The following is a 24,858-nucleotide window of genomic DNA, read 5'->3' as shown; positions in this document are numbered from 1 at the left end:
TATATCACATTTTCTCTAAAAAATCAATAGAAAAAGGACCGATGATAAATCGGTCCTTTAAAAAGCATTTTTATTTATTTTTCACTTGATGAATCTGTCGCAGCGGTATAATCCTGCTGGTGCAAGACGACTCCCTCCGGGTATTTATCTTTTAATACGTCTTCCAGCGACGTGTTTCCCATATAGGCCAAAAAAGATACTATCAGAATAAAAACACTCATTATAATCATAAGATCAAGTCTGTAACGACCTTTTCTTTTCCTCTTATATGCCATATCTTGTCTCCTCCGTTTTTACACATCCTTATTATACTACAATCTACAAATGATTGCAAGTGGTTAAGAACAATTTTAACAAAACAAAAAGGCAGCCGAATGGCTACCCTTTGCTTGTGTAAAAATTTTGGAGAGAATGAAACGAGCTAAGATATATTATCTTAGTGTTCATATAATTCCCTTCTTGTCCTACAGTTTACATTATAACTACAAATACCAAAAATATCAAGAACAGACGAGTTACATATTACTACAATTAAATTACAAATGTTTTCAATTTGTAACTAAATCATAATTTATTAGCACCGTAGGTGTCTCTGTACTCCAGCATTTTGTCAAGAAACTCTTTTCCCTCAACAACTCCGTTTCTAATCGCATCGATAATATCATTGATATTAACAATAGAATATACCTTTACACCAAAATCCTTATAAGCCTGGTCAACCGCAGAAAGATCGCTGTCAAGGGCTTTTTCCATTCTATCAACGGTTATTACCATAGCCGTAACGTCAACATTTGCAGCTCCGATAAGCTTTGGCATAACCTCACGAAGAGCTTTTCCTGATGTCATAACGTCTTCGATAATAACAACTTTTTCTCCGTCGCCCAGCTTTTTGCCTACAAACATTCCGCCCTCGCCATGGTCCTTGACTTCCTTTCTGTCAAAGCAATAGCTGACTTCCATGCCGTATTTATTATACAAAGCAACAGATGCAGAAACTGCAAGAGGAATGCCTTTATATGCAGGTCCGAAAAGTGTCTGGACCTCAATATTGTTTTCCTTTATGCACTCGGCATAAAACTCGCCAAGCTTAGCAAGCTGTGCTCCGGTCTTATAGTTTCCGGTATTTACAAAATACGGTGCTTTCCTTCCGCTTTTAAGGGTAAAGTCGCCAAAAGTCAGCACTCCGCAATCCACCATAAATCTGATAAAGTTTTCCTTATAAGTCATGTTAAGCAATTCCTTTCTGTTAATTACTATATGTATTGTATCACATATCTTCATTTTTTTCAATAGATATTTCCAATAAAGCAAGGTGTTTTTGTTGACAGTGATTTTATATAGTGATATACTTTCCCTTGGGTGATAAAATGAAAACTCTATACGTATCCGACCTTGACGGAACTTTGCTCTCAAGCGACCAGTGCACATCTGATTTTACCAACTCAACTATAAACAGTCTTGTCAGCAAGGGTATGCTTTTTTCATATGCAACGGCACGTTCATTCAATACTTCACAAAAAGTGACCAAGGGTCTGACAGCAAAAATACCCGTTATAGTCTACAACGGCACGCTTATAAAGGACAGCTTGACAGGTGAGCTGCTTATAAAGAATACTTTTGAAAAACATCAGGCAGAGAAGCTAACATATGAGCTTATACACAATGGTATTTATCCCATAATCTATTCATTTTCGGACGGCATCGAGAGTTTTTCATACATAAAGGAAAATGTCAGCAAGGCTGAATCAGATTTTCTGATTACAAGAAAAGGTGATCCCAGAGACAGACCTGTTAAAAACCTGACAGAGCTTACCGCTGGTGAGATATACTATTTCACCTGTATTGACGAGCCGCAAAGGCTTGAGCCGGTATACAAAAAGTACAAAGACGTATACAACTGTTTCTATCAAAGTGATATTTACTCAGGGGAGCAATGGCTTGAGATTATCCCAAAGTCTGCTTCTAAGGCAAATGCAGTAAAACAACTCAAAAAGCTCTGTGACTGTGACAAAACTATTGTATTTGGCGACGGTATAAACGATATTGATATGTTTATGATCGCAGATGAAGCATATGCAGTGGAAAATGCCGACGAAAGGCTTAAAGAAAATGCAACGGGCATTATTGCATCAAACAACGATGACGGAGTTGCAAGATTTCTGCTTGAACACTTTTGAATAACAACAAAGCCTTGCTATCACAACAGCAAGGCTTGTTTTCATTATTTATTTTTAAGCCAATCCTCTTTAGTGAGAAGTGACACATGACCTGTACGCTTTTCCTTTAAAAGCGGCACATCAATGTCATGACTTGTAAACTGATAAACAAATCCGCATTTTTCCTGGACTCGCTTTGATTTTTCGTTACCATCGTAATATCCACACCAGACAGCAGACATTTTCAGATCCTCAAATGCGTATCTGAGTATTTCCCCGGCAGCCTCGGGGATAATACCTCTGCCCCAGAACGGTTTGCCTATCCAGTAGCCCAGTTCACACTCATCACTTTTATCCGTAAGATCAGTGTTATCACCAATTTTTAGTCCGACGCAGCCGATAGCCTTATTGTCCTGCTTCAGGCACACAGCAAAAGTGTATGGATCATTAAAAAAATTTCTGATTATATCAAGACTTTCTTCAACATTCTTGTGTGGAGGCCAGCCGGCGATAGGACCTACATCGGGATCTTTGGCATATTCATAAAGGCTCTGTGCATCGCTTTCTTCCCACTTTCGCAGTATAAGACGCTCAGTTTCAAGGATCATTTACGCCCTCCTTTTTGACAGCTTTCTTATGTTTTTACAACGTGCAAGCTTTTTAACATACTTCTTCGTATCACCTGCCACTACCCCATTTAGTGCCACAAGAGCAACCAGGTTAGGTATCGCCATCAATCCGTTGAATATATCCGCTATTGTCCAGACAGCTGAAACTGTCATGTAAGGACCAATGGCTATGGCAAGGATATAAAGATATCTATATACTTTTACAGCCTTTGTATTTCCGCCGGTAAGATACTCCATACACCGCTCACCGTAATAGTTCCAACCAAGTATGGTCGTAAAGGCAAAGAATACAAGGCAGATCATCAGCACAAAAGCTGGAATTGATGACGGAAGGAAAGAAAATCCGTTGCGGAAAGCATGAGTTGTCACCTCAACGCCCTCATATGGTGCATTTGTAACAGGATTTATCGCATCGTAACTGCCCATCATGACAATTGCAAATCCCGTCATAGTGCAGATCACAACAGTATCTATAAATGTACCCATCATAGAGACAAGTCCCTGTCTTACAGGCTCTTTCGTCTGTGCAGCAGCCGCAGCAATCGGCGCAGAGCCAAGTCCGGCTTCATTTGAGAATATACCCCTTGCAACACCCTTTTGCATTGCCAGAAACATCATCGGAATTGTTCCGCCGGCAACAGCTTTCATATTAAATGCACTTTTAAAAATAACTGAAACAGCTCCCGGCAGCTTATTTATATTCAGAACTATCAGGCTAACCGCAGCGATAGCATACAGAACAGCCATAAACGGTACAACCACCTGAGAAACACCGGATATACGCTTGATACCGCCGACTATAACCAACGCAGCACAAACAGTTATAATTGCGCCGGATATGACTACAGCTAAGGTATACTCTTTTCCAAAAATGGAGATCGTATTGGTTCTGTTCTCGTCAAAAAAATTCTGGAAAGCCGTAGTTATTCCGTTGATCTGGGAAAATGTACCAATACCGAAAATTCCTACGCAGGTACCGAAAAATGCAAAGACTTTTGCAAGCCATTTCCATTTTTTGCCCATACCGTATTCAATATAATAAAAAGGTCCTCCGAGAATATGTCCGTCCTTATCGATTTTTCTGTATTTAACCGCCAGAAAACACTCTGCATATTTTGTAGCCATTCCAAACAGAGCAGCGATCCACATCCAGAAAAGTGCTCCCGGACCGCCCGCAAGGATACCCACAGCTGTTGCAACGCCAACTATATTTCCTGTTCCTATTGTTGCAGAAAGAGCTGTACAAAGTGCTGCAAAGCTTGATATTTCCCCTCCGTCAGTTCCTTTTTCATTTTTGAACATAAAATAAAAAGCTCTGGGAAGATGAAAGAGCTGTATAAACCTGACTCTGAATGTAAGGAAAATCCCGACAAAAAGTATTGCAACAATCAGCGGTATCCCCCATACATAGTCATCCAGAGACTGGAGAAAATCATTTAATGCAGTCATTATAATATCCTTTCTAAACTTAATCATCTAATTTTACCATATTTACGCTTTTATTTCGTTGAAATTATACCAATTTTTATTTAACAACTTAATAACAGTATAAACTATTGAAAAAAATGCTTGTATATAGTATAATGTAAATGAGGTGAAAAAAATGCTAAAGGGATACTTTGATCTGCCTACTATTTCATTCTTTACGCAGAAAAATATCTGGGCAGGAAGTTTATATACCAATTTCAGTTACAGAATAGAGCCTGTTGATCAAAAGGGTGATGAAAACACACCTGCATTGAAAGAACTGCACACATATGTATGGTACGGGACACAATGTTTCAGCAATGTAAATGAATTTGTCTGCGAATTTCATGAGCCTATGACAGCCCAGGGTCTTGAAAACACACGCAATGACCTTACACAGGCAGTAGAAGAATTCAAAAAAGTCCGCAGAACCATAACACCGGATTTCAAACTTCACTAAAAAAACAACCTTACACGTTGTGCGAAAGACACAATATGTAAGGTTGATTGTTTTTATGAATATACCAAAGACCTATGCATCAGTTGCTGCTATTCCACAAGTGTTCTTTCGTCACAGTACTCACAAACAAGGGTTGTTCCGTCCCCGTGAAAATAATGGGGCAAATATGTTTCCTGGTGAGTGATACAATTCGGATTTGAGCATTTGGTATGAATATGCTCGCTGCCAACTATAAGCGGTGCAGGTTTATCGGTATTCTCAAGCACAGTCAATATCAGCGCCATACGAATAAACATTCCGTATTTAGCCTGTTTGAAATACATTGCCCTGGGATCGTCATCCACCTCGATAGCAATTTCATCCACACGTGGCAGCGGATGAAGCACAACAAGATCATCCTTGGCGTGCGACATTTTTTTATTGTCAAGGATATAATTGCCTTTTTGCTTTTCATAATCCTCAATACTTGCAAACCTCTCACGCTGGATCCTTGTCATATAAAGCACATCAAGCCCGTCAATAGCCTTATCAAGATCAGTCTCTTCAATAAAATCATGCCCGCCTGCACACAGCATATCCTTAATATATGTAGGCAAAGTCAACTCAGGTGTGGAGATCAGCACAAACTTATTGTTTTTGAAACAGGACATAGCTTTTATAAGGGAATGAACGGTACGCCCATTTTTAAGATCACCGCAGAAACCGATCGTCATATTATCAAGGTGTCCCTTTTCTTCTTTGAGTGTAAGCAGATCAGTGAGTGTCTGGGTAGGGTGAAGATGACCGCCGTCCCCTGCATTTATTATGGGACATTCTGTGGTAAGGGCAGCTGCCTTTACAGAACCTGCGACTGGATGACGCATTACCACTACATCGGCATATCCGGAAACGATCTTGGTAGTATCCTTAATATTTTCACCCTTTGCAACAGATGAGGTAGCGGGATTATCAAAGCCTATGATAGTTCCTCCAAGTCTTAGCATAGCTGTCTGAAAAGACATCTGTGTTCTTGTGGAAGGTTCATAAAAAAGAGTTCCCATGATCTTTCCTTCACAAGCCTTGGAGTACTTTGCCGGGTCGGCAATTATATCGTGAGCCCTGGACAAAAGTTTCTCCCACCACTGAACAGGGTAATCGTTGAGATCTATCAGATTAAGATTATTATAGATCAATTTACACATCTCCTTATCCGGATATATTATATCATAAAAGTCTGATAGTTTCAAGGTGTATCATTTAATATTTGGCTTATGGCATTATAAAAAGCTGAGTGGTCAACGGAAGAATTTATATAATCCATAAGTGCCTTGGTGCTTAATCCTACGGGGATCGAAAGCTTTTTACAAAGCTGTTTGCGCATATTGGAGCTGAAAGGTTTTCCACTCAGTCCGAGCTGATAAAAGTCATTGGCTGTAACTTTATCTTCCCCGTCTTTATCCTGTGCAAGCACTCCGGATTTTTCAAACACATCCCTAAGAACTGTGACGTCGATACCCTCCACTCCAAGCTTTCCTTCTTTTGAGGCAGTGCTCTTGCGTTTTTCCTTGCCGAATATCTCAGGGATATAGAGATTTATTATTTTGCCGCTTGAAACAATGCCTTTGATATGGTTTCTTATCATCATTCCTGCGTAGTCCGAATCGGTAAGAATTATTATCCCTGTGTTGGAAGCATAATGTCTTATAAGCTCAGATTTGTTTTTGTCGTTGAATATCCCGAATCCGTTTGTACAGATTATTACCGCATCAACTATGGCAGAAAGCTTTATTTTATCGTATTTTCCCTCAACAATAATTGTCTGGCGGATCTTTAGTTTATCCATTATATCAGTTCCTTAGTGCCATACATCTGGCAATTCCTTGTTCAAGCGTTAGCATATCAGATGATTTACCGGAAGAATGGGTCTTTAAAGTCAGATCGGTATCTGAAAGTATTTCAAGTATACTCTTTATTCTGTTAAGTGAGATATTGGCACAGTCGTTATACATATTCTTAACAGCAAATTCTCTGTTCTTAGGGTAATCAAAGTCGCTGACGACATCACTGATATTAAGAGAAGAAGATCTTGCAAGCTTGGCTCTGAGCATATCCCCTATTGAAAAGCTGATAATGCCAAGTATCTCAAAGGGCTCATAGTTTTGTTGGGAAAGTTCGTCAAGTCTTGTGAAAACAAGATCTGCCCTTGAACGGACAATGTTCATTGCAAGAGAATATCCGTCCGATTCAACGTGTTTTATACACAAAAGGTCGATGATCTCTTTTGTTATCTCCCCACAGCCTGTGTAGTCGGCAAGCTTTTTGACCTCCTGCTTTACATAGCCCGTATTGCAAAGGCATAACTCGGCAAGATATTCAGCGTTCTTCCTGGAAATTGTGCATCCCAGCTTACTCAGTTCACCTGCTATTGACCTACCCATTTCGTATGTATTTTTAAGTGCAAAATCGCAGACGCACCCTATCTTATTGCAGAAATCACAGAACCGTTTGTTTTTATCAGTCAGATTTTTCTTGTTCTTATAAAGATCCGTTCCGGTAGCATAAATAATTACAGTTGTACCCTCCTGAACGCTCTTTAGTATCTTTCGTATAGCATCTGCGTCATCTTTATTGACACTGTCCATATTCAGATCGTTTATTGTAATGACTACCCTATCGGCAAACATAGGCAAAGCCTGGGCAGCATCGGCAAGTGCCGGAATGTCAAGCTTTTTACCGTCAAACTTATGCAGGTTCATAGCCTGGGCGTCCACAGGACAAAGCCGTTTTACAAGCTTATTGGTATATGCCTCCAATGTGGCTACATCATGTCCGTAAAAGTAGTAAATGCAATATATATTATTTTCTCTTATTTCTTTACCAAGAGTAGTTGGTGAGAGCAAGCTCATAATCAAGACTCCTTACCTTATTATCCTTGCCTGAATAATGCAGTGATCTGCCATTTGTAACGTAATTATCCTGTCCGATGCAAAATCGCTCGGGATAAATCTTGAATACATTATCACTTAAAATGATTTCAAATCCACTATCTGTTTTCGATACCACGGCTCCGTCAAGCTCCACTTTCTGTATATCAGAAAGCAGGGTTGTGTTTGGAACATCAACGTAAAGCTCTGATGCCGAATAATACTTGTCCGCTTTAGGGTAAAGCTTAGCGCTGTATTTACCAACGGTATAATAGGGTTCAGATTTAACAAATACAGCATTTACGCTTCGGATACCATTGTTACTAAGTACCCTTTCGCAGGCATCAGCATATTTCCCTGAGCAGTCAAGGTCAAATATCAAAGCCTTATCTGCATAAGTCAAAGCAACAACCGAGCTTTTCTTATTTGCAAAGACAAACAATTCAACATTGTCTGAGGACAAAAGGAGAAAAATATTTGAACAAAGTACGCAGCCAAGCGTTCCAATCCCAAATATCGCTGCGGAATATGATATTTTTCTGCTGCTGCAGACAAATAGAATCACCGCTGCGCAGATTACTGTAATTATAAGTATAGAGGAAACATTTGTCCCTGTGACATAAAGCAGCTTCAGTTTTGAACAATGCTCAACGACTTTCAGCACAACGCTTATAAGTCTTGAAGCCAGCCACACAAGCGGACTTGCAATAAAAGGCACACACCCTGTTATCGCAACTAAAAAGCAAAGTGCCAATGCAAGTGTACACAAGGGAATAAGCAAAATATTAAGCAGCGGCGCAAGCACAGAAAAGCCACCGAAAAAGATAAGGCAAACTGGAGCTATAAAAACACAGACTGCGCAAGAGGTTATAAGCGGAGCAAAAGCCCTGCGTTTCCAGCCGCTGAGCTCAAGTTTTTTAATAATAAACGGAGAAACCGCACCTGCAGCAAAAGCCGCTGCAAAACTCATAAGCAGCGCCGGCGAGTGGACACAATAAGGCTCGGAAAGGCAAAGAATAATTCCTGCAATTCCAAGAGAATTGGCACAGTCACTTTTTCTCAGGAAAAGATCCCCTGAATATACCAAAGTCATCATCACGGCACTTCTGATAACCGAAATACTCATACCGGCAAATATGACAAATGACCAGGTTATAAACAGCATCAGAATTGCTTTTATTCGTTTTGCTTTGATGAAGATCCCCAGCAGACCACCCACAAAGGTGGTAAGAATAACAAGATGTGTTCCCGATACAGCAAAGATGTGCCCGATACCGCTGCGGTAAAGCATATTCTTCGTGGCAGGTTCTATTTCGCTTTTATCTCCGCATATCATTGCTCCCAAAAAGCCCGAATCATCAGATGTCCCATATTGCTTTAAAGTTGAAAAAACATAGTCACTGTAATTCCTGATATGCTTGAACAAGACATTTGCATTTTCGTTTTGAGATTCGACTTGAGCAGTCCCGACACCTTTAAGAAACACTCCCCCGGAAAAACTGTTCTTTTCAGAAAGAAAATTATAGTTATCTTTGAGTTTGACCACTTTGCCGGTAACACGGACTTTATCATAATACTCGTAATCATCGTCACTTACAAGAAACGATATCTTTGTGTAATGGCTGCCAACCTTTGTTTTAAGGGTAAGAAAACCCTGACCGTGTCCGATATAATTATAGTCATATATGTATCCGCTGAAAGTAACGGTCTTATTATCATACGAACATATTTTGTCATAGACAAAATGCGTATACGCAGCACAATACGCTGTTGCAAGAACGAAGCATGAACCACAGACAATAAAATATCGCCTGATATTTTTAAAAGTAAGCGCAAAGATCGTACAAACTGTCCCGACACTTAAACCAAACAGCCACCAGAGCTTTATATCAAACAGGTTTGCAAGAAACAAACCTGACATGAAAGATATTGCACACCAAAAGCCCTTGCGAACCATTTGATCACCTCAAAGGGAATTATATCATCTTATAAACATAAGGGCGGATTTCTCTCCGCCCATAACTATCAGCCTGCAGGCCACTCAAACGGTCTTCCTGCAAGAAGATGAAAATGTATATGGAATACGCTTTGTCCTGCCTGCTCACCACAGTTGGAAACGACTCTGAATCCGTCTTTAAGATCAAGATCTTTTGCAAGCTTGGCAATGACCTCATAAATGTGGGCAATAACTGCACTGTTTTCAGCTGTCACCTCATCGAGCTTTGAGATATGCTGCTTAGGAATACAAAGATAATGAATTGGCGCTGTTGGAGCAATATCTTCAAAAACGTAAGCAGTATCGTCCTCATATATCTTCTTTGATGGTATTTCTCCGGCAATTATTTTACAGAACAGACAATCATTCATATTTATACCTTCTTTCAGTGGTTATTTAACAAACTCGGATACTATATCATTGACCTGTGCAAGTGCTTCATCGATCTTGAATCTGTCGCCCACGCCTGCCATTGCACAATCAGGCTTTCCGCCGCCCTTTCCGCCTGTAACGGCTGCAACTCTACCAACGATCTTACCGCAATGAGCGCCCTTGGAAACAGCCTCTTTACCGGCTGCTGCGACAAGGTTAGCTTTATCGCCGCTGACACCTGCGATAACGACCACAACTTCATCAAAACGTGATCTTATATCCTCTGCCATTTTCTTGAGAGAGTCTGGCTTTATATTTGAAAGCATAGCTGTTGCAACCTTGACGCCGTTTACATCAACTGTGCTTTCAAGGATAGTCTTTGATCGCATGGAATTGATGCTTGATTGCAGCTCGTCACGCTCTTTTTCAAGGTCCTTGACCTCCTGCATAACAGCAGCACATCTCTTCACAAGTTCAAAAGGATTGGCGGTTTTAAGGATAGCGGCAGCTTTCTTGATTTTCTCCGAATGCTCGGCAACGATCTTTAGCACACCTCTGCCTGTTACGCCCTCGATTCTTCTGACACCGCTTGCAACCGAAGCCTCAGAGATGATCTTGAACAGACCGATCCTTGAAGTATTGTCAACGTGGGTACCACCGCAGAATTCTCTTGAAGCGATCTGCTCACCATCGCCCATTGTAACAACTCTGACGGTTTCGCCGTACTTTTCGCCGAACAGAGCCATTGCGCCGAGTTTTTCCGCTTCTTTTATCGGCATTTCCTTAACTTCCACATCAAGACCTTTAAGGATATTCGCATTAACGAGAGATTCAACTCTTAACTTTTCTTCATCTGTCATAGCTGAGAAATGCGAGAAGTCAAATCTTACTCTTTCTGCATCAACAAGCTGACCTGCCTGATGAACATGATCTCCAAGCACCTCACGCAATGCAGCCTGAAGCAGATGCGCAGCGCTGTGGTTTCTCATTATATCGTCTCTGTTCTTCTTATCAACTTGCAGCCGGACCTTCTGTCCGACGCTCAAAGCGCCTTCAGTAATCTTAACTTTATGAGCAAACTTTCCGGCAACAACCTTCTGAACGTCGAGGACTTCCCCTTTACCGCTTGCAGTCGAGATAACTCCCTTATCACCGACCTGTCCGCCGCTTTCAGCGTAAAATGGTGTTTCGCCGCAGACCATATACACCTCACTGCCTACGCCTGCATTTTCAATAAGCTCGTCATCGGTTGCAAGATACTTTATTTCGCTCTCACCGTCAAGTGTTTCATAGCCCGTAAAAGTGGTTGAGAAGGTCTTATCCATGTGATGGAAAACGGTCTCGTCGGCACCCATGTATTTGGAGCCGCCTCTTGCAGTTCTTGCTGTCTCTCTCTGCTTGTCCATGCAGACATTATATCCGTCCTCATCAACAGACAATCCCTTTTCTTCAAGTATCTCTCTTGTAAGGTCAATGGGGAAACCGTATGTATCCGACAGCTTGAAGCAGCTTTCACCGTCCAGAACAGTCTTTCCGCTTGCATTCATTTCCTGGATATAATCATCAAGTATCTTCATTCCACGGTCGATAGTTGCATTGAAATTCTTTTCCTCTGTTGTGAGGACTTTTACGATGTAGTCGTACTTTTCTTCAAGCTCATTATACTCGCACTTGTTACAGTCAACAACAGTCTTGACGATGTCTTTGAGGAACATTCCGTTGATGCCGAGCAGCTTACCGTGACGAACGGCACGTCTGAGAAGTCTTCTCATAACATATCCTCTGCCCTCGTTTGAAGGGAGAACTCCGTCTGATGCAAGGAATGTTACCGAGCGGATATGATCTGTGATGACTCTGATAGAAACGTCCTTTTTATACTCCTTGCCATACTCACAGCCTGCGATCTCGCAGACCTTATCTCTGATAGCCTTAACAGTATCTACGTCAAAGATAGAGTCAACGCCCTGCATAAGAGCAGCGAGTCTTTCAAGACCCATACCAGTGTCAATATTCTTCTGCTTGAGCGGAGTATATGTGCCGTCCTCGTGTCTTTCAAACTGTGTGAAAACGAGGTTCCAGAACTCCATATATCTGTCGCAGTCGCAGCCTACTGTACAATCCGGCTTGCCGCAGCCGTACTCCTCGCCACGGTCAAAATATATCTCCGAGCATGGACCGCACGGACCGTCCGTTCCAGCCTCCCAGAAGTTATCCTCTTTGCCCATACGGAAGATATGATCCATCGGAACACCGACTTTTTCGTGCCAGATCTTCTCTGCCTCGTCATCGTCCTCATAAACGGAGATGTAAAGTCTGTCCTTTGGCAGCTTAAGCACCTCAGTTACATACTCCCACGCCCAGGCAATAGCTTCGTCCTTAAAGTAATCTCCAAAGGAGAAGTTGCCAAGCATTTCAAAATATGTACCGTGTCTTGCGGTCTTGCCCACGTTTTCTATATCGCCTGTTCTGATACACTTCTGACAGGTAGTCATTCTGGTTCTGGGCGGTACTTCCTGTCCGGTGAAATAAGGTTTCAAAGGAGCCATTCCAGCTACTATAAGCAGCAGGCTGTTATCGTTCTGCGGAACAAGAGGATAGCTCTTATGACGCAGACAATTTTTGCTTTCAAAGAATTTGAGATACGATTCTCTCAAATCATTAAGACTTGTCCATTCCATTTTATTTTCCTCCATTTTTATAAAAAAGCTTTATATTATCATCAGTGACTTCCGTTCTCAAAGGCTTTCTGACCTTTTTGATATACTGCTTATCATAAGCTCCGTATTTTGCATAGTTTCTGCGTGCCTGCACGATAGTCAGACCGCTGTTCCAATCGTTGGCAACAGACTCATCATATTCGCCGTCATCTTCCCAATAGCATACCGGGCATACATCAAGGTCACCCCGTCCATTCAGAGTGCGGCAGCAGCAAACAGGACATATGAATTTTTTCATAAGCAAACCCCATTTTATACTTTAATCTATCAAACCACCATATTTAAACAATAAAAAATGCTCCGCCCCGAATCATGGGACGAAGCAGATACTCCGTGTTACCACCCAAATTGCCTTCTCACAAAGAAAAGACCACTCGAAACCTTTAACGCAGGCATACGGCACTGTTTTCACAGCACAGCTCAGGTAAGCCACCGCACCAAACGCAAGGACTTCCACCACACGTCCTCTCTCTGTGCCGTTCGGTAATCGGATAATTCCGTCAACGCTTTACAATATACTCTGTTGCTAATTATAATACACATACTCAGATTTGTCAAGGTTTACGGAAAATTTATAAGCAATTATACATTGAAATTTAAAACAAAAGATGTTATAATGCTTAGAGTATAATACGAAAGGAATTTGCAGGATAATGTATATATGTCCGATATGCAGAAAAAAACTGAAAAAGCTGGATAAAGTCTGGCACTGTCAGAACGGGCACAGTTTTGATATTGCCCGAAAAGGTTATGTAAATCTTCTTACAACCAAAAAACGAAATCCGGGCAAAAGCGGTGATAATCCCGAAATGGTAAAGGCACGCACGATGTTCCTGGACAAGGGGTATTATCTCAGCCTTGCACAGGAGGTGAGAAATACAGCCCGGAAGATAACAAGCGAAATTGATGATCCTGTAATAATTGACAGTGGCTGCGGCGAGGGTTATTACACCTGTGTGACTTCAAAAATCGAAAAGGCAAGCATTTACGGCATCGACATTTCAAAGTACGCTATTGATCACTGCATGAGCAGAGTTCACCTGAACGGGATCAAAAACTGCGAGTTTGCTGTTGCATCATCATTTGAACTTCCCTTTCGTGACAGATTTGCAGACCTTATCATAAGTATCTTTGCTCCGGTTTCAAACGACGAGTATGCAAGGGTTTTGAAAAAAGGCGGAAAACTGATCGTTGTTTCTCCATCTCCCAAGCATCTTATAGAGCTTAAAAGCATTTTATATGTTGAACCATATGAGAACAAACCAAATATATATGGTCTGAACAAGTTTGATCTGTTGCGGGAGTCGTTTCTGGAGTACAGGTGTCAATTAAGCTCAAACGAGGATATACTTCATCTGTTTTCTATGACTCCGTATTATTACAAAACTCCTGCTGACGGAGTCAAAAAGCTGGAAGAACTTAACAGTCTTCAGGTGACCTTTGGTTTTTCCATAAGGATATATGAAAAGAAATTTGACTAAAAGCCTCGTTATGAGGCTTTTTTGCTGTTCTTTTTAAGCACCGATGCAAATATAGGATAGCTCTTCTCCCCGAATATTTTAAGGCGCATCCATTCATCAAACACAATTCCCACAAATGATAGGGTATACCACGCCAATGAATAAAGAAGACATATCTGCCCGTCAATGTTAAAAGCGGAAGAAGAATAATTCCAGATATGCATATCAAGTGTTCTGTTAAGTATTTCTCCGGTCAGGAATTCACCGGACAGAATAAAAAATAAAGATATTATAAGTGCGGTATTAAGTTTCATTCCGTTTCGTCTTTCATCATTAAGCAAATGAATTATTACCAGACAGACTCCTCCTGCTAAGCCCATTGAGATGTAAGTATACCCCCGTGAAAATACCTCAATGGCTCCGTATGAAAATCCTCCGAAAACAAAGACAGTTAAAAGCTTGCAAAACACCTTCATATAACCACATCCATAAACGTATATTATTATAATGTACATTATAATAGGATTTAAACAGCAAAAATAATAAAAGCTGCCGCATTTGCGACAGCTTTTTTCAGCCTACATTCTTCCCTTGTATCTGGTTTGATACCCGTGATTTTCCGCCGGTCGAAGGTCATTAGGATACATTGTATCGGAATAAATATCAGTCTGAAGCTGCTTTATCATTGAAAAGACTTCCTGATACTCCGCTATATCGCTGATAGTCAGTGCACGCACAGCAGAATTGTTGGTAGTGCTGCTGTACTGTATAAAATTAGTTCCGCTGAGCACTACGTCGCCAACACCGAACATCTGGTCAAAAATTCCCCGGTGGATATTAACATTTGAAAGTTCTGCAAATGGTTTCATCTGACAGTTATATGTAAAAACTCCACCGGAAATATATATACCTCTGTCAGTTATTATATACTCAGTATTTTTATACTTTCTGAAAGACAATAGCACCCCTGCGAGATACATCCACACAGGCATCAGATGAAAGGCAAAAAAGACAAGTATAAATCCGCCAATGCCATTTCCCTGGGCATTGTTCACGGGCGTTTTGTTCATCATAACTATAAATCCAATATCAAAAGCAGCCCATATTAGAGCAAAGAAAAGCATTGGGTTGAATATGCATTCAAAAATAAAGCATTTCTTCTGAGGTTTGCCTCGCCACAGCACCTGTTCTCCCTGGCTTACCATTGATTCAAGATCACTTCTTGTAGCCATACGATCACTCCTTAACATTAGTATTACTGCAATGCTATATAGACTTCGGTAACCGTCCAAACACCATTTTGCTTTTGAAGATATACCCTGCTTCGGTCAATAGTCTTATATGTATCGTAACAATATGTCTTTGCATCTTTTAAACTTGTGGGCACCATAGTATAATCATAAACGATTATTGCTTTGCTTCCCATTTGTACAACACTGAAAGCACAGAGATCTTTCCATTTTTTCACAGCAGCCGAAGTGTTCTGATCCGGATCTGTCATAGCGAAGAAATCATCTGAAATAGCTATCTTTGTTTCGCATTCTTTAAGAGATTTCCCATTGATATGAGCATAAAAAATTTCTGCTGCGCTTTCCTCCAGCTCGTCATCTTCAGCTTTATACTCCCGAGGGTCAAAATGCTTGACATCAAAGAACTTTACATCTTTAGAATAAGCTGTATTATTCTCGATCCAATACTTATTGTAAAAATCTATCCCAAAGCCGATACCTTTGACTATCAAAAGGACGACAGCACCAATAACAAGAACAATAAATCCGATCAGAACAGGAGATATTCGACTCTTATCATCCATGCTACCGTCCCTTTCATTGAACAATTAACTCCATGACATATAATAATTATATAACCATAAAGGGTAAAAGTCAATAGTTTGGCTTGTGGTGTAAACCTCATCCGCTGAACACTTGCACAAGACCGCTCGAACATTACTGTTAAAAGTAATCAAAACATCCGAATATTTGTTGATAATTATTGACAATTTAATTTTAAATGTGATATAATTAGTTGGGTAATAGCAACTTTACGGAACGAGGTGAAATTTTTGAGTAATAGAAAAAATATTTGCCTGATCACAGCAAGACTTGAAAAATCCCATGGAAGAAGAATTCTTGACGGTATATTTACCCAATGTGAAAAGTATGGTTACAACGTTACAGTCGTATCCTCCCTTACTCATTTGCAGGAATTTTCAAGGTCATTTAACACAGGCGAATTAAACATTTTTAATCTTGTTGATTATGAATGTTTTGATGCAGTCATTCTGGACTCAATAACTCTGACCGAGGAGTATTCGGGTATTACTATCGGAAGGATAGCCGACAGGATCGAAAAAGAATGTCACATCCCTGTGGTATGTCTTATTGTTCCGTACAGAGATTTTCCGTATATCAAAAGCCATAATGAAGAAATACATCGTGAAATGTGTCGTCATGTCATAGAGCAGCACGGAAAAGAAAAGATCTGCATACTCACCGGTCCTAAGGGTCACGTTGAGGCTGAAAACAGGTTAAGTATCTTTCTGGATGAAATTCAGAAGCACGGTCTTTCCGTTCCTAATGAATATATAGTTTACGGTGATTTCTGGTATACAAGTGGTCTTGAGCTTGCCGACAGACTTCTTGCAGGTAAAATTCCAATGCCGGAAGCTGTGATATGTGCAAGTGACCACATGGCACTGGGACTTATTGAGGAGCTTGATAAAAACGGTGTGAAGATTCCCGACGATCTTATAGTTATAGGATACGAAGGCACTACGGAAGCTTGTCTTAACAGGATCACTCTTACCAGCTTTGAATCAAACGAAAAACAATCAGCGGCAGAAGCTGTTGATTACATCAGGAACATAATTGATCCGGGCGAAGAGATCATTCCTTACGTTAGTTCAATGGAAAACATCTTCCACAAGGGTATGAGCTGCGGGTGCAGTCCTGACAGGGATATGACATCGGCTGTTTTCAAGGATTCGCTTTATCAGACGGTAAGAAACTACAACTCTACCGACTTTACCGATAATGTTGATATCGGGCGACTTATAGAAAGCTACATTTTTGAAAAGCTGACCAGCTCCGGAACTCCTCAGAAATGCTTAGATAATATATACGAAAACCTGTCACTTATTATGCCGTATACAAACTTTTACCTATGTTTGCTGGAGAACTGGCTGGATATTGATTCGGAGCTGATTAAAGGCTATCCGAAAAAAATGAAAATGGTAATGGCAAGTTCAAACGTTGGCGAACTTGATTTTCACAGCGCGGAGCAAAGCTTTTCATTTGACACAAAGCAGATGATTCCGAGAATGCACGAAGACTGTGACAAACCATATGTATTTTATTTCTCGGCTGTTCACTTCAATGAAAAGACACTGGGATACGCTGTGATACAGCGGGAGCTTACCTGTAAAAAAACATTAAACCTTGTTTACCGCAACTGGCTGAGATTTGTAAACACTGCACTTGAAATGGTAAGAGCAAAAAATAAATACATGGTCATGTCGGTCAAAGACCAGATGACAGGGCTCTACAACAGGCGAGGTATGTATGAAGAGCTTAACAAGATGCTCTCCAACTCAAGCAATTCGGATAAACTATTTGTTGCAGTTGTTGACATGGACAGACTCAAATATACAAATGACACATATGGTCACTCGGAAGGCGATTTCAGTATTAAAACTGTTGGCAAAGCTGCAGCTCAGATAACTTTAAGCACAGAGAAATGCATCAGAGCAGGCGGCGATGAGTTCTATATCATCGGTGTGGGAGATTACGATGAATCGGAAATCCCAAAACGCATCAAAGCATTCTCGGAAACCATGAAAAAGCTTTCCGATGAGTCTGACAAGCCGTATATTATTTCGGCAAGTATAGGCTGCTGCATCGGCACTAAGAACAGTTTTGACGAAACTCTTTCGATGGCAGATAAAGCCATGTACGAATACAAAGCCAAGAAAAAATCAAGGAACTACTTAAAATAAAAACCAGAGGCACCAAGAAGGTGCCTCTTTTTTATACTAGTTTTTGGAGGAATTCATATGCACAAAGTCTTGCGTTGTCAGGGTATTCATATCCAAGTTTTTCTGCTACATCAGCTGACAACTTTGCAAAAAGTATATGTGTATTGACAAGAGCATTTTTGCAATCCTGTTCTTCATAATGAGCAAATGCAGTTTTCAGCCCATCAAGCACAGTTTTATCTGCCCATCGTTCAATAAATCTTCCGTCATGCCAGACATCTGCGCCTGAACTAAGAATTTCATATTGCTCTATCATTTTCAGCAAACGCTGTTTAAGGTAAGAATCAATACACATTTTTGCCGACCAAAGCTCACCACGAAGTAATTTCTTACAAGCCCATATATTATGAAAGTAAAAATCATTTACAAGATTATTGAATTCATCCTGTGATACCAGCGTATGTGAAACAGCTATCTCAATGTACTTTTCAGCCAGGTCTTTATAGCCATCTGAATCATATAAAAACATATAGCCACGGTTCATAACCCACTGGGCAACGCCGTCTTCAAGTGCTTTTATAAACTGGCGGGGAGTGAAGATTATAAAATCAACATCTTTTTCTTTATCGTATATGCATCTTCTCTCCCTTCCTCCTCCAAGGGTCGGCTCGATAAAAGAAATACCTACTTTGCCCAGCATATCCGGGTATTCCCCACTGAACCATTTTTCAGCATCATCCGTTACTATTATAAGATCAAGGTCAGAATACTCGTCCGAAGGGACATCATCTCTGGTAGTTGAACCGATAACTATTACTGCACGAAGACAATTATCGGACTTTGCAAATTCACAAAGCTTATCGCAGATATCGGTATAGCGTTCAGTAATCGGCATTTATTTCACCCTTTCATATTTAAAGCTCAATTATCATAAGTTAATGGGAATTCACCTGAGCTTATTTTTCAAGTCTGTCTACGCCCTTGAGGTAAACCTTGGTGCTGATGAAATATGACAGTGCATACAGCGGCACAGCCCCTAAAAGCAGCTTTCCGATAAATCCCCCTGTGACAAGGTTTTTAATTTCCAGCCCTGACAGCCAGTTCAAAAAGTTCTCCATAAAATCGTCCCTGCTTCCGAGCCAGGAAAGATCGCCAAACATAAAGTATATCAGAGCTATCAGGATAAGGACCACAAAAAGCAATCCCTTTACAAGCGAGCCTATCTTTGAGCCGAAGGCATAGAAAAACGGCAGCTCTATCGCACGCATCAGCAGGCAGATAAGCGCAAACACCACCATCATCCCGCCTGCGCTGGGAATGTTGACGCTTGAAAAAGTCCTGATAATATAGTTTGCACCGCAGGTCATGGCAAGCGCAATGGTTATAGAGCAGGCAACGATAATATAGCAGCTGCCGACCTGCTGTCTTATCCCGTTTGGCACTGCAGCGTTGTAGTAGCACCACTTTTTACGCTCGTCGGTCTGGACAAAGACAGAAGCCATCATTCCTACAGTAAGAAAAACTGTTCCGTTTATCAGAAAGTAAAGACCGTAGTATACTACTCCTTCGGTGACAGCCCCAACTTCTTCATCACCGTTTGCCGCCACTATTGGAAAGACGCTGAAAAATACAATGAGACCAAGCATAATGCAAAGTATGTTCCTGTTTATTCTGATATCCTTGTACAAATAACCCAGCATCAGTCATCATCTCCTTCCGCAGCGGCTTTTTGATTGCCAAACGAGCCGAACAGGCTCTGCTTTGGTTTCTCTTTTTCCTTTGAAGGCTTTACCGCATCAGCAGGCCTTGCAAGTGCCTTTACGCTTGCAAAGAACAACAGCGCAATTACCGCTGCAATTATCAGAGCGATGAGCCACCAATAGTTCTGAAAGAAATTTGCCAACGAATGAATATCCTCTTTCACATAATTGATCATAAATGTATCGGGCGAGTATGTATCGGCAGGCAGACCTTGCAGCTCCGCAAGCCGTTCAGCATCTTGCTTACCTTTTGTTTGATAATAGGTTCCTCTGCTTATAAAAGCAAGTTCAATACTAAGATACAAAATCACGAATACAGCACTGTAAAAAAGCGCTGCTTTCTTACTATCTCTGAAACGGTAAAACGCAAACATTATCAAAGAATTGGCTAAAAAGAAGAACAGAGAAACAATAAGAAAGATCCATATAAAATATGCGTGGAACTGCATTTTAAAAACCATGCACATTATAGCCGTCATAAGTGTATGGAACACAAACAGTACCAGCAGCATCGCCGCATTTGAGATGTACGCAGCACCAACTACCTGCTTTTCGGTAAAGGGAAGTGTCCGCTGATAGATGCTCCAATGACTTTTCAGGTCAGAAGAAACATTGTTCACCAGGAAGCCTGTGAAAGTGAAAAGCAGACCGAAAACGAAGAAATAGAACGTTATATTCAATGCTCCGTCCACTGATTCTTTATCAAGCAATCTGATATTTCCGAATGACGCAGACATCTTTACCAGAACACACAACAGCGTCAGAAAGAAATATGTCGCAATGCTGATATATATTCTCTTTCGTGATATGTAAAGCTCCTTGAAAATGATACCTTTCATATCAGCACCACTCCTTTTTCTCACGGTTGACGTAGAAAAGCATTATCTCTTCAAGAGTAGTCGGGTCGATGACAAGTCCGGAATACTTACGGGAAATGCTTTGCCTGTCGCTGACCATCGCCTCAACGCCAAAGTCTCCGATCCTTGCGGAAACTATGTCTCCTTTCTCTATGCTTTCGTAATCGGCTCTTGAGCACTTTACTACGCCGTGACTTTCAAGAATTTCATCCTTGTAGCCTGTGATAAGCAGTTTTCCCTTATCAATAAAGGTAACGCTGTCGGCTATCTTTTCAAGGTCTGACGTAATATGTGAGGACATAAGGATAGAGTGCTCCTCGTCTTGCAGAAATTCAAGAAAAATATCAAGTATCTCGTTTCTTACAACAGGGTCAAGACCTGTGGTCGCCTCGTCCATAATAAGCAGTTTTGCGTTATGCGAAAGCGCCGCAGCGATCTGCAGCTTCATTTTCATACCCTTTGAAAACTGTCCGAAATTCTTTTTTACAGGCAGCTGGAAACGTTCAAGAAACTCAAAAAAAGTTTTGCTGCTCCAGTTCTTGAAAACATGACGAAGCACTTTGTCCAGAGCTTTTGCGTTAAGCTGCTCATGAAATGGCAGCTCGTCAAACACCGCAGAAATATCCTGTTTTATCTGCACGCCGACTGTACGGGTATCCTCTCCGAAAACTCTTATCTCGCCGCTGTCTGCTTTTATAATATTAAGAATAGCATTTATTGTTGTGGACTTTCCGGCTCCGTTTTGCCCGATAAAACCCATAATGCTGCCTTTGGGGACATTAAAACTAATGTTGTCAAGTGTAAAACCATCATAATGCTTGCTAAGGTTTTTGATTTCTATTGCGTTTTCATAATCAGACATATCACTCGCCTCCATAAATAATGTCGATCATATCATGAAGCTCGTCTGCGCTTGCTCCAGCCTTGCGTGCTCTGTCGCAGGCTTGCTGCAAAAACTCCTCCGCCTGCTTGAGATACTCCTCACGCAAAAGCTCTGTATTCTGCCCTTTAACAAAGCTTCCTTTTCCTGTAAAAGACTCGATAAAGCCGTCCCTTTCAAGTTCTTCATAAGCACGCTTTGTTGTTATAACACTTATGCGGACAGACTGAGCCAAGGCTCGCATCGAAGGCAAGGCGTCCCCTGCTTTCAATTCACCGTTCATGATCTGTTCTTTGATTTGGGAGACTATCTGTTCGTAGATAGGGACTCCCGATGAATTTGAAATAATAACGTTCATGTGATCACCAACATTGTGTATACTTGATATATACATTATACACATTATATATACATTTGTCAATAGAAAATCTATTTTTTTTTATATTTTTTTCTCAGTTGCTTACAAAAAAAAGACACCTGAGAAAACCAGCTGTCTTTTTAAAACAATATGGATCAAATCACTATCTTCATTTTCCGCCTTTTCTCTATATCTTAGTAACAGAGTACAGATCGGATACAATAAAAAAAGCTGCACATATAAAATGCACAGCTCTAAGGCGCCACCCGGATTTGAACCGGGGATCAAGGTGTTGCAGACCTACGCCTTACCACTTGGCTATAGCGCCATAATAAAGCGGCTTACGAGGCTCGAACTCGCTACCTCCACCTTGGCAAGGTGGCGCTCTACCAGATGAGCTAAAGCCGCAAAACAAGTGCCTCCGGACGGAATCGAACCATCGACACGGGGATTTTCAGTCCCCTGCTCTACCTACTGAGCTACAGAGGCGTAACTCTGTAAACTTAGATCAGTATTTCGAAAAGATACAGAGAACTAAAACGACCGGAATGGGGCTCGAACCCACGACCTCTAGCGTGACAGGCTAGCGTTCTAACCAGCTGAACTACCCGGCCTTGATGGTGGGGACAACAGGGATCGAACCTGTGACCCTCTGCTTGTAAGGCAGATGCTCTCCCAGCTGAGCTATACCCCCAACATCGTCACCTCTTCAAGTGACGAAATTAATTATACAACATCTGAGCTGATTTGTCAAGAGCTTTTTGGATTTTTTAGTAAGAAATTCATCAATCAATTTCCGTCTTGATCTGTAATAATATGCATATGCGGATATCTCATCGATAATTACCCATCAAGAACCATAAAAGGCACTATTTCTTCGCACTTTCAACCAGCTTCAAGATCTCCTCAGAGGTAAATTTATATCTCTTATCACAAAAATGACACTCCACCTGTGTTTCAGGCTCTTGCGCCATTTCTTTAAGGTCTTTTTCACCAAGGGAGATAAGTGCCTTTTCCACACGTTCTCTTGAGCAATCGCATCTGTACTCCACCTTAAAGTCATCAAGCACGTTCGGTTCAAGACCCTCAAGGGCTTTAAGGGCGATCTCCTCTGTGGTCATTCCCCCGGAGATCATCTGCGTTACAGACTGCATGGAGTTGATATTTTTCTCGATCTGATCTATTGCACTTTCGGGAGCGAACGGAAGAAGCTGAACAAGGAAACCGCCTGCACAATTTACCGTAAGATCGGGATTTACGAGCACTCCCAGCGCACACACGCTCGGCACCTGCTCACTCAGGGCAAGGTAACTGGTTATATCCTCTGCTACTTCGCCGGAAACAATCGGCACCTGACCGACATAAGGCTCTTTCAGACCGAGGTCTTTAACAACGCTGAGTGTGCCTTCCCTGCCGACTGCACCGCCGACATCGAGCTTGCCTTTATCGTTCAGCGGCAATTCAACGACGGGATTCTGGATATAAGCCCTTACATTGCCAAAGCTGTCCGAAACACAGATAAGTGCGCCTGCAGGACCACCGCCTTCCATTCTGACTGTAACGCTGTCCTTTTCGCCTTTAAGACCAAAGCCGAGCAGAGATGTTGCCATAGCAAGCCTGCCAAGTCCCGCTGTACACACAGCAGAGGTCTTGTGTATCTGCTCTATCCTTGAAACTATATCATTGCCGTCAATGGCGCTGCACACCACCGAAGCATCTTTGCTTATCGCACGAACTATTCTTCCCATAAGGGTATTCTCCTTTATTTTTTTGCCGTCTTTTTACAAACCCACAGCACACGCTGGCTGGTTTCTTTCACAGGTTCAAGCGAGAAATCGTCGTACTTCCCTATCAACTCAAAGCCGTTTTGTTTAAGTTCATTCTCAATAAAGCTGTTCTCAAAAAGAATTTCCGTAAAGTCATCGCTGTATCTTGTATATCTGCCGTCATTGTCTTTTTGAAAAAAATCAAGATAGATATGCACACTTGCATCATCGGCAAGCTCATTCTGCCAAGCACAGAAACAGTCTTCATTATCAAAGTTGAAGGCATTGTCAGCAAGCACCTGTTTGTGCTTATACTCAGTATTCAGATCAAATACAAACAAGCCTCCGTCACAAGTGAACATGGACACACGCTCGAAGGCTTTTTGAAGCTGTTGTTTATCACTCAGGTGATTGAAACTGTCAAGAATACATACCGTGCAGTCAACCGCACCGTAAAGCTCAAGCTCTGTCATATCCTGCTGCAAAAGAGTGACGGGCAGATCCTTGCCCTCAAATTTTTGCAGTGCAATTTCAAGCATTTCAGGCGAATTGTCTACACCAACAACATCGTATCCCTTTTGCGCAAGCTTTTCACTAAGGCTCCCCGTACCGCAGGCAAGATCCAGAATGACCTCTTTATAATCGGCATATTTCTGAACAAGCTCATGTACAAGCATAGCTATTGAGTCATAGTCAACATTGCCGGTCAGACGATCATAGAACTGAGCAAACTGTTCGTATCCGAAGCTCATTCCTCAGATTCCTTCTTCTTGTTCATTCTGTCAAAAACAATATTATATCCGCCGCTTCCGTCATACGTAAGCGATCTGTTCACACGGCTGATAGTTGCTGTGGAAGCACCTGTCTTGCGGACGATCTCGCTGTAAACATTGTCGTCCATAAGCATCTTTGCCACCTGAAAACGCTGTGAGAGTGCTTTTAATTCGGGAATGGTACAAAGGTCCTTGAAAAAGGATCTGCACTCCTCAACTGTTTCAAGATGAAGAATAGCCTCATAAAGGTCATCAAGATTTTTGATTTCCATACGTTCTTTCATAAAAAAGTCTCCTTTAGCATTTCATAATGTAAAGTGTTAAACCATAA

26 protein-coding genes and 5 tRNA genes are annotated in these 24,858 nt (G+C 41.3%); 4 read left to right on the top strand and 27 right to left on the bottom strand.

Features of this window, described 5'->3' with window-relative positions; all coding sequences use genetic code 11:
• Positions 1-74 precede the first annotated feature (74 nt).
• Positions 75-275 carry a hypothetical protein gene (locus T494_RS0101105; protein WP_028504707.1) on the bottom strand — a complete coding sequence of 67 codons (201 nt, stop codon included), beginning with the start codon at positions 273-275 and terminating at the stop codon, positions 75-77.
• Between the two features lie 289 nt (positions 276-564).
• Positions 565-1,227 (bottom strand): orotate phosphoribosyltransferase, encoded by a 663-nt coding sequence (gene pyrE / locus T494_RS0101100; protein ID WP_028504706.1) that lies wholly within the window; start codon positions 1,225-1,227, stop codon positions 565-567.
• 140 nt (positions 1,228-1,367) lie between these two features.
• On the opposite strand from pyrE, the gene T494_RS0101095 reads away from it, so the two are divergent.
• On the top strand, positions 1,368-2,177 hold the full coding sequence (locus T494_RS0101095) for a Cof-type HAD-IIB family hydrolase (RefSeq protein WP_028504705.1): 810 nt from the start codon (positions 1,368-1,370) through the stop codon (positions 2,175-2,177).
• Positions 2,178-2,221: 44 nt separating this feature from the next.
• Here the strand turns inward: T494_RS0101095 and T494_RS0101090 are convergent, their stop codons facing one another.
• Entirely contained in the window at positions 2,222-2,764 is a 543-nt protein-coding gene (locus T494_RS0101090; RefSeq protein ID WP_028504704.1) for a GNAT family N-acetyltransferase, read from the bottom strand.
• Positions 2,765-4,261 (bottom strand): sodium:alanine symporter family protein, encoded by a 1,497-nt coding sequence (locus tag T494_RS0101085; RefSeq protein ID WP_242836353.1) that lies wholly within the window; start codon positions 4,259-4,261, stop codon positions 2,765-2,767. It lies immediately after the preceding gene.
• Between the two features lie 127 nt (positions 4,262-4,388).
• Here T494_RS0101085 and T494_RS0101080 point away from each other — a divergent pair, with 127 nt between their 5' ends.
• Positions 4,389-4,712 (top strand): hypothetical protein, encoded by a 324-nt coding sequence (locus T494_RS0101080; protein ID WP_028504702.1) that lies wholly within the window; start codon positions 4,389-4,391, stop codon positions 4,710-4,712.
• A gap of 89 nt (positions 4,713-4,801) precedes the next feature.
• Here T494_RS0101080 and pyrB read toward each other — a convergent pair whose 3' ends face one another.
• From pyrB to T494_RS11850, 7 genes are all read right to left on the bottom strand, one after another.
• Positions 4,802-5,884 carry an aspartate carbamoyltransferase gene (gene pyrB / locus T494_RS0101075; protein ID WP_242836352.1) on the bottom strand — a complete coding sequence of 361 codons (1,083 nt, stop codon included), beginning with the start codon at positions 5,882-5,884 and terminating at the stop codon, positions 4,802-4,804.
• 50 nt (positions 5,885-5,934) lie between these two features.
• Positions 5,935-6,534 (bottom strand): DUF4093 domain-containing protein, encoded by a 600-nt coding sequence (locus tag T494_RS11855; RefSeq protein ID WP_037343515.1) that lies wholly within the window; start codon positions 6,532-6,534, stop codon positions 5,935-5,937.
• A gap of 4 nt (positions 6,535-6,538) precedes the next feature.
• Positions 6,539-7,597, bottom strand: coding sequence for a DNA polymerase III subunit delta (gene holA, locus T494_RS0101065; RefSeq protein WP_028504700.1), 1,059 nt, complete (start codon positions 7,595-7,597; stop codon positions 6,539-6,541).
• Positions 7,566-9,536, bottom strand: coding sequence for a ComEC/Rec2 family competence protein (locus T494_RS0101060; RefSeq protein ID WP_197021102.1), 1,971 nt, complete (start codon positions 9,534-9,536; stop codon positions 7,566-7,568). Before T494_RS0101060 ends, holA begins: the two co-directional genes overlap by 32 nt.
• A 104-nt stretch (positions 9,537-9,640) precedes the next feature.
• Positions 9,641-9,982, bottom strand: coding sequence for a histidine triad nucleotide-binding protein (locus T494_RS0101055; RefSeq protein ID WP_028504698.1), 342 nt, complete (start codon positions 9,980-9,982; stop codon positions 9,641-9,643).
• A gap of 21 nt (positions 9,983-10,003) precedes the next feature.
• Positions 10,004-12,661, bottom strand: coding sequence for an alanine--tRNA ligase (alaS, locus tag T494_RS0101050; protein WP_028504697.1), 2,658 nt, complete (start codon positions 12,659-12,661; stop codon positions 10,004-10,006).
• 1 nt (position 12,662) lies between these two features.
• On the bottom strand, positions 12,663-12,938 hold the full coding sequence (locus T494_RS11850; RefSeq protein ID WP_051539819.1) for a CPCC family cysteine-rich protein: 276 nt from the start codon (positions 12,936-12,938) through the stop codon (positions 12,663-12,665).
• Between the two features lie 415 nt (positions 12,939-13,353).
• Here T494_RS11850 and T494_RS0101040 point away from each other — a divergent pair, with 415 nt between their 5' ends.
• On the top strand, positions 13,354-14,181 hold the full coding sequence (locus T494_RS0101040; protein WP_028504696.1) for a putative RNA methyltransferase: 828 nt from the start codon (positions 13,354-13,356) through the stop codon (positions 14,179-14,181).
• A gap of 8 nt (positions 14,182-14,189) precedes the next feature.
• Here T494_RS0101040 and T494_RS11845 read toward each other — a convergent pair whose 3' ends face one another.
• The 3 genes from T494_RS11845 to T494_RS0101025 all read right to left on the bottom strand — a co-directional run bounded on the left by T494_RS11845 (position 14,190) and on the right by T494_RS0101025 (position 15,973).
• Entirely contained in the window at positions 14,190-14,636 is a 447-nt protein-coding gene (locus tag T494_RS11845; RefSeq protein WP_051539818.1) for a hypothetical protein, read from the bottom strand.
• Positions 14,637-14,738: 102 nt separating this feature from the next.
• Positions 14,739-15,392, bottom strand: a complete 654-nt coding sequence (locus T494_RS0101030; RefSeq protein WP_037343514.1) for a PH domain-containing protein — start codon at positions 15,390-15,392, stop codon at positions 14,739-14,741.
• 23 nt (positions 15,393-15,415) lie between these two features.
• Complete coding sequence (locus T494_RS0101025; RefSeq protein ID WP_028504694.1) at positions 15,416-15,973, bottom strand: hypothetical protein; 558 nt, start codon at positions 15,971-15,973, stop codon at positions 15,416-15,418.
• A 249-nt stretch (positions 15,974-16,222) separates the two neighbouring features.
• Here T494_RS0101025 and T494_RS0101020 point away from each other — a divergent pair, with 249 nt between their 5' ends.
• Positions 16,223-18,154: a GGDEF domain-containing protein gene (locus T494_RS0101020; RefSeq protein WP_028504693.1), complete on the top strand. Its 1,932-nt coding sequence runs from the start codon at positions 16,223-16,225 to the stop codon at positions 18,152-18,154.
• A 31-nt stretch (positions 18,155-18,185) separates the two neighbouring features.
• Here T494_RS0101020 and T494_RS0101015 read toward each other — a convergent pair whose 3' ends face one another.
• The 13 genes from T494_RS0101015 to T494_RS0100955 all read right to left on the bottom strand — a co-directional run bounded on the left by T494_RS0101015 (position 18,186) and on the right by T494_RS0100955 (position 24,811).
• A complete protein-coding gene (locus T494_RS0101015; RefSeq protein WP_028504692.1) occupies positions 18,186-19,028 on the bottom strand; it encodes an aminoglycoside 6-adenylyltransferase in 843 nt (280 codons plus the stop codon).
• Positions 19,029-19,089: 61 nt separating this feature from the next.
• Positions 19,090-19,833 carry an ABC-2 transporter permease gene (locus T494_RS0101010; RefSeq protein ID WP_028504691.1) on the bottom strand — a complete coding sequence of 248 codons (744 nt, stop codon included), beginning with the start codon at positions 19,831-19,833 and terminating at the stop codon, positions 19,090-19,092.
• On the bottom strand, positions 19,833-20,732 hold the full coding sequence (locus tag T494_RS0101005; RefSeq protein WP_028504690.1) for an ABC-2 transporter permease: 900 nt from the start codon (positions 20,730-20,732) through the stop codon (positions 19,833-19,835). The genes T494_RS0101010 and T494_RS0101005 overlap by 1 nt, the downstream gene beginning before the upstream one ends.
• Before the next feature lies 1 nt (position 20,733).
• Positions 20,734-21,612 carry an ABC transporter ATP-binding protein gene (locus T494_RS0101000; protein WP_028504689.1) on the bottom strand — a complete coding sequence of 293 codons (879 nt, stop codon included), beginning with the start codon at positions 21,610-21,612 and terminating at the stop codon, positions 20,734-20,736.
• A gap of 1 nt (position 21,613) precedes the next feature.
• Positions 21,614-21,988 (bottom strand): GntR family transcriptional regulator, encoded by a 375-nt coding sequence (locus tag T494_RS0100995; protein ID WP_028504688.1) that lies wholly within the window; start codon positions 21,986-21,988, stop codon positions 21,614-21,616.
• Between the two features lie 257 nt (positions 21,989-22,245).
• A tRNA-Cys gene (locus T494_RS0100990) sits at positions 22,246-22,316 on the bottom strand.
• A gap of 7 nt (positions 22,317-22,323) precedes the next feature.
• Positions 22,324-22,396, bottom strand: a tRNA-Gly gene (locus tag T494_RS0100985).
• Between the two features lie 8 nt (positions 22,397-22,404).
• A tRNA-Phe gene (locus T494_RS0100980) sits at positions 22,405-22,477 on the bottom strand.
• Between the two features lie 51 nt (positions 22,478-22,528).
• Positions 22,529-22,602, bottom strand: a tRNA-Asp gene (locus T494_RS0100975).
• Positions 22,603-22,606: 4 nt separating this feature from the next.
• Positions 22,607-22,682 (bottom strand) — tRNA-Val (locus T494_RS0100970).
• A gap of 175 nt (positions 22,683-22,857) precedes the next feature.
• Positions 22,858-23,736, bottom strand: coding sequence for an Hsp33 family molecular chaperone HslO (gene hslO, locus T494_RS0100965; protein WP_028504687.1), 879 nt, complete (start codon positions 23,734-23,736; stop codon positions 22,858-22,860).
• Positions 23,737-23,750: 14 nt separating this feature from the next.
• A complete protein-coding gene (locus T494_RS0100960) occupies positions 23,751-24,506 on the bottom strand; it encodes a class I SAM-dependent methyltransferase (protein ID WP_028504686.1) in 756 nt (251 codons plus the stop codon).
• Positions 24,503-24,811: a YerC/YecD family TrpR-related protein gene (locus T494_RS0100955; RefSeq protein ID WP_028504685.1), complete on the bottom strand. Its 309-nt coding sequence runs from the start codon at positions 24,809-24,811 to the stop codon at positions 24,503-24,505. The genes T494_RS0100960 and T494_RS0100955 overlap by 4 nt, the downstream gene beginning before the upstream one ends.
• Between the last annotated feature and the right edge of the window lie 47 nt (positions 24,812-24,858).

Source organism: Ruminococcus sp. FC2018 (genome assembly GCF_000621805.1).
Lineage (GTDB): Bacteria > Bacillota > Clostridia > Oscillospirales > Ruminococcaceae > Hominimerdicola.
The sequence above is the reverse complement of the archived record's forward strand: the minus strand, read 5'-3'. Positions and strand labels throughout refer to the sequence as shown.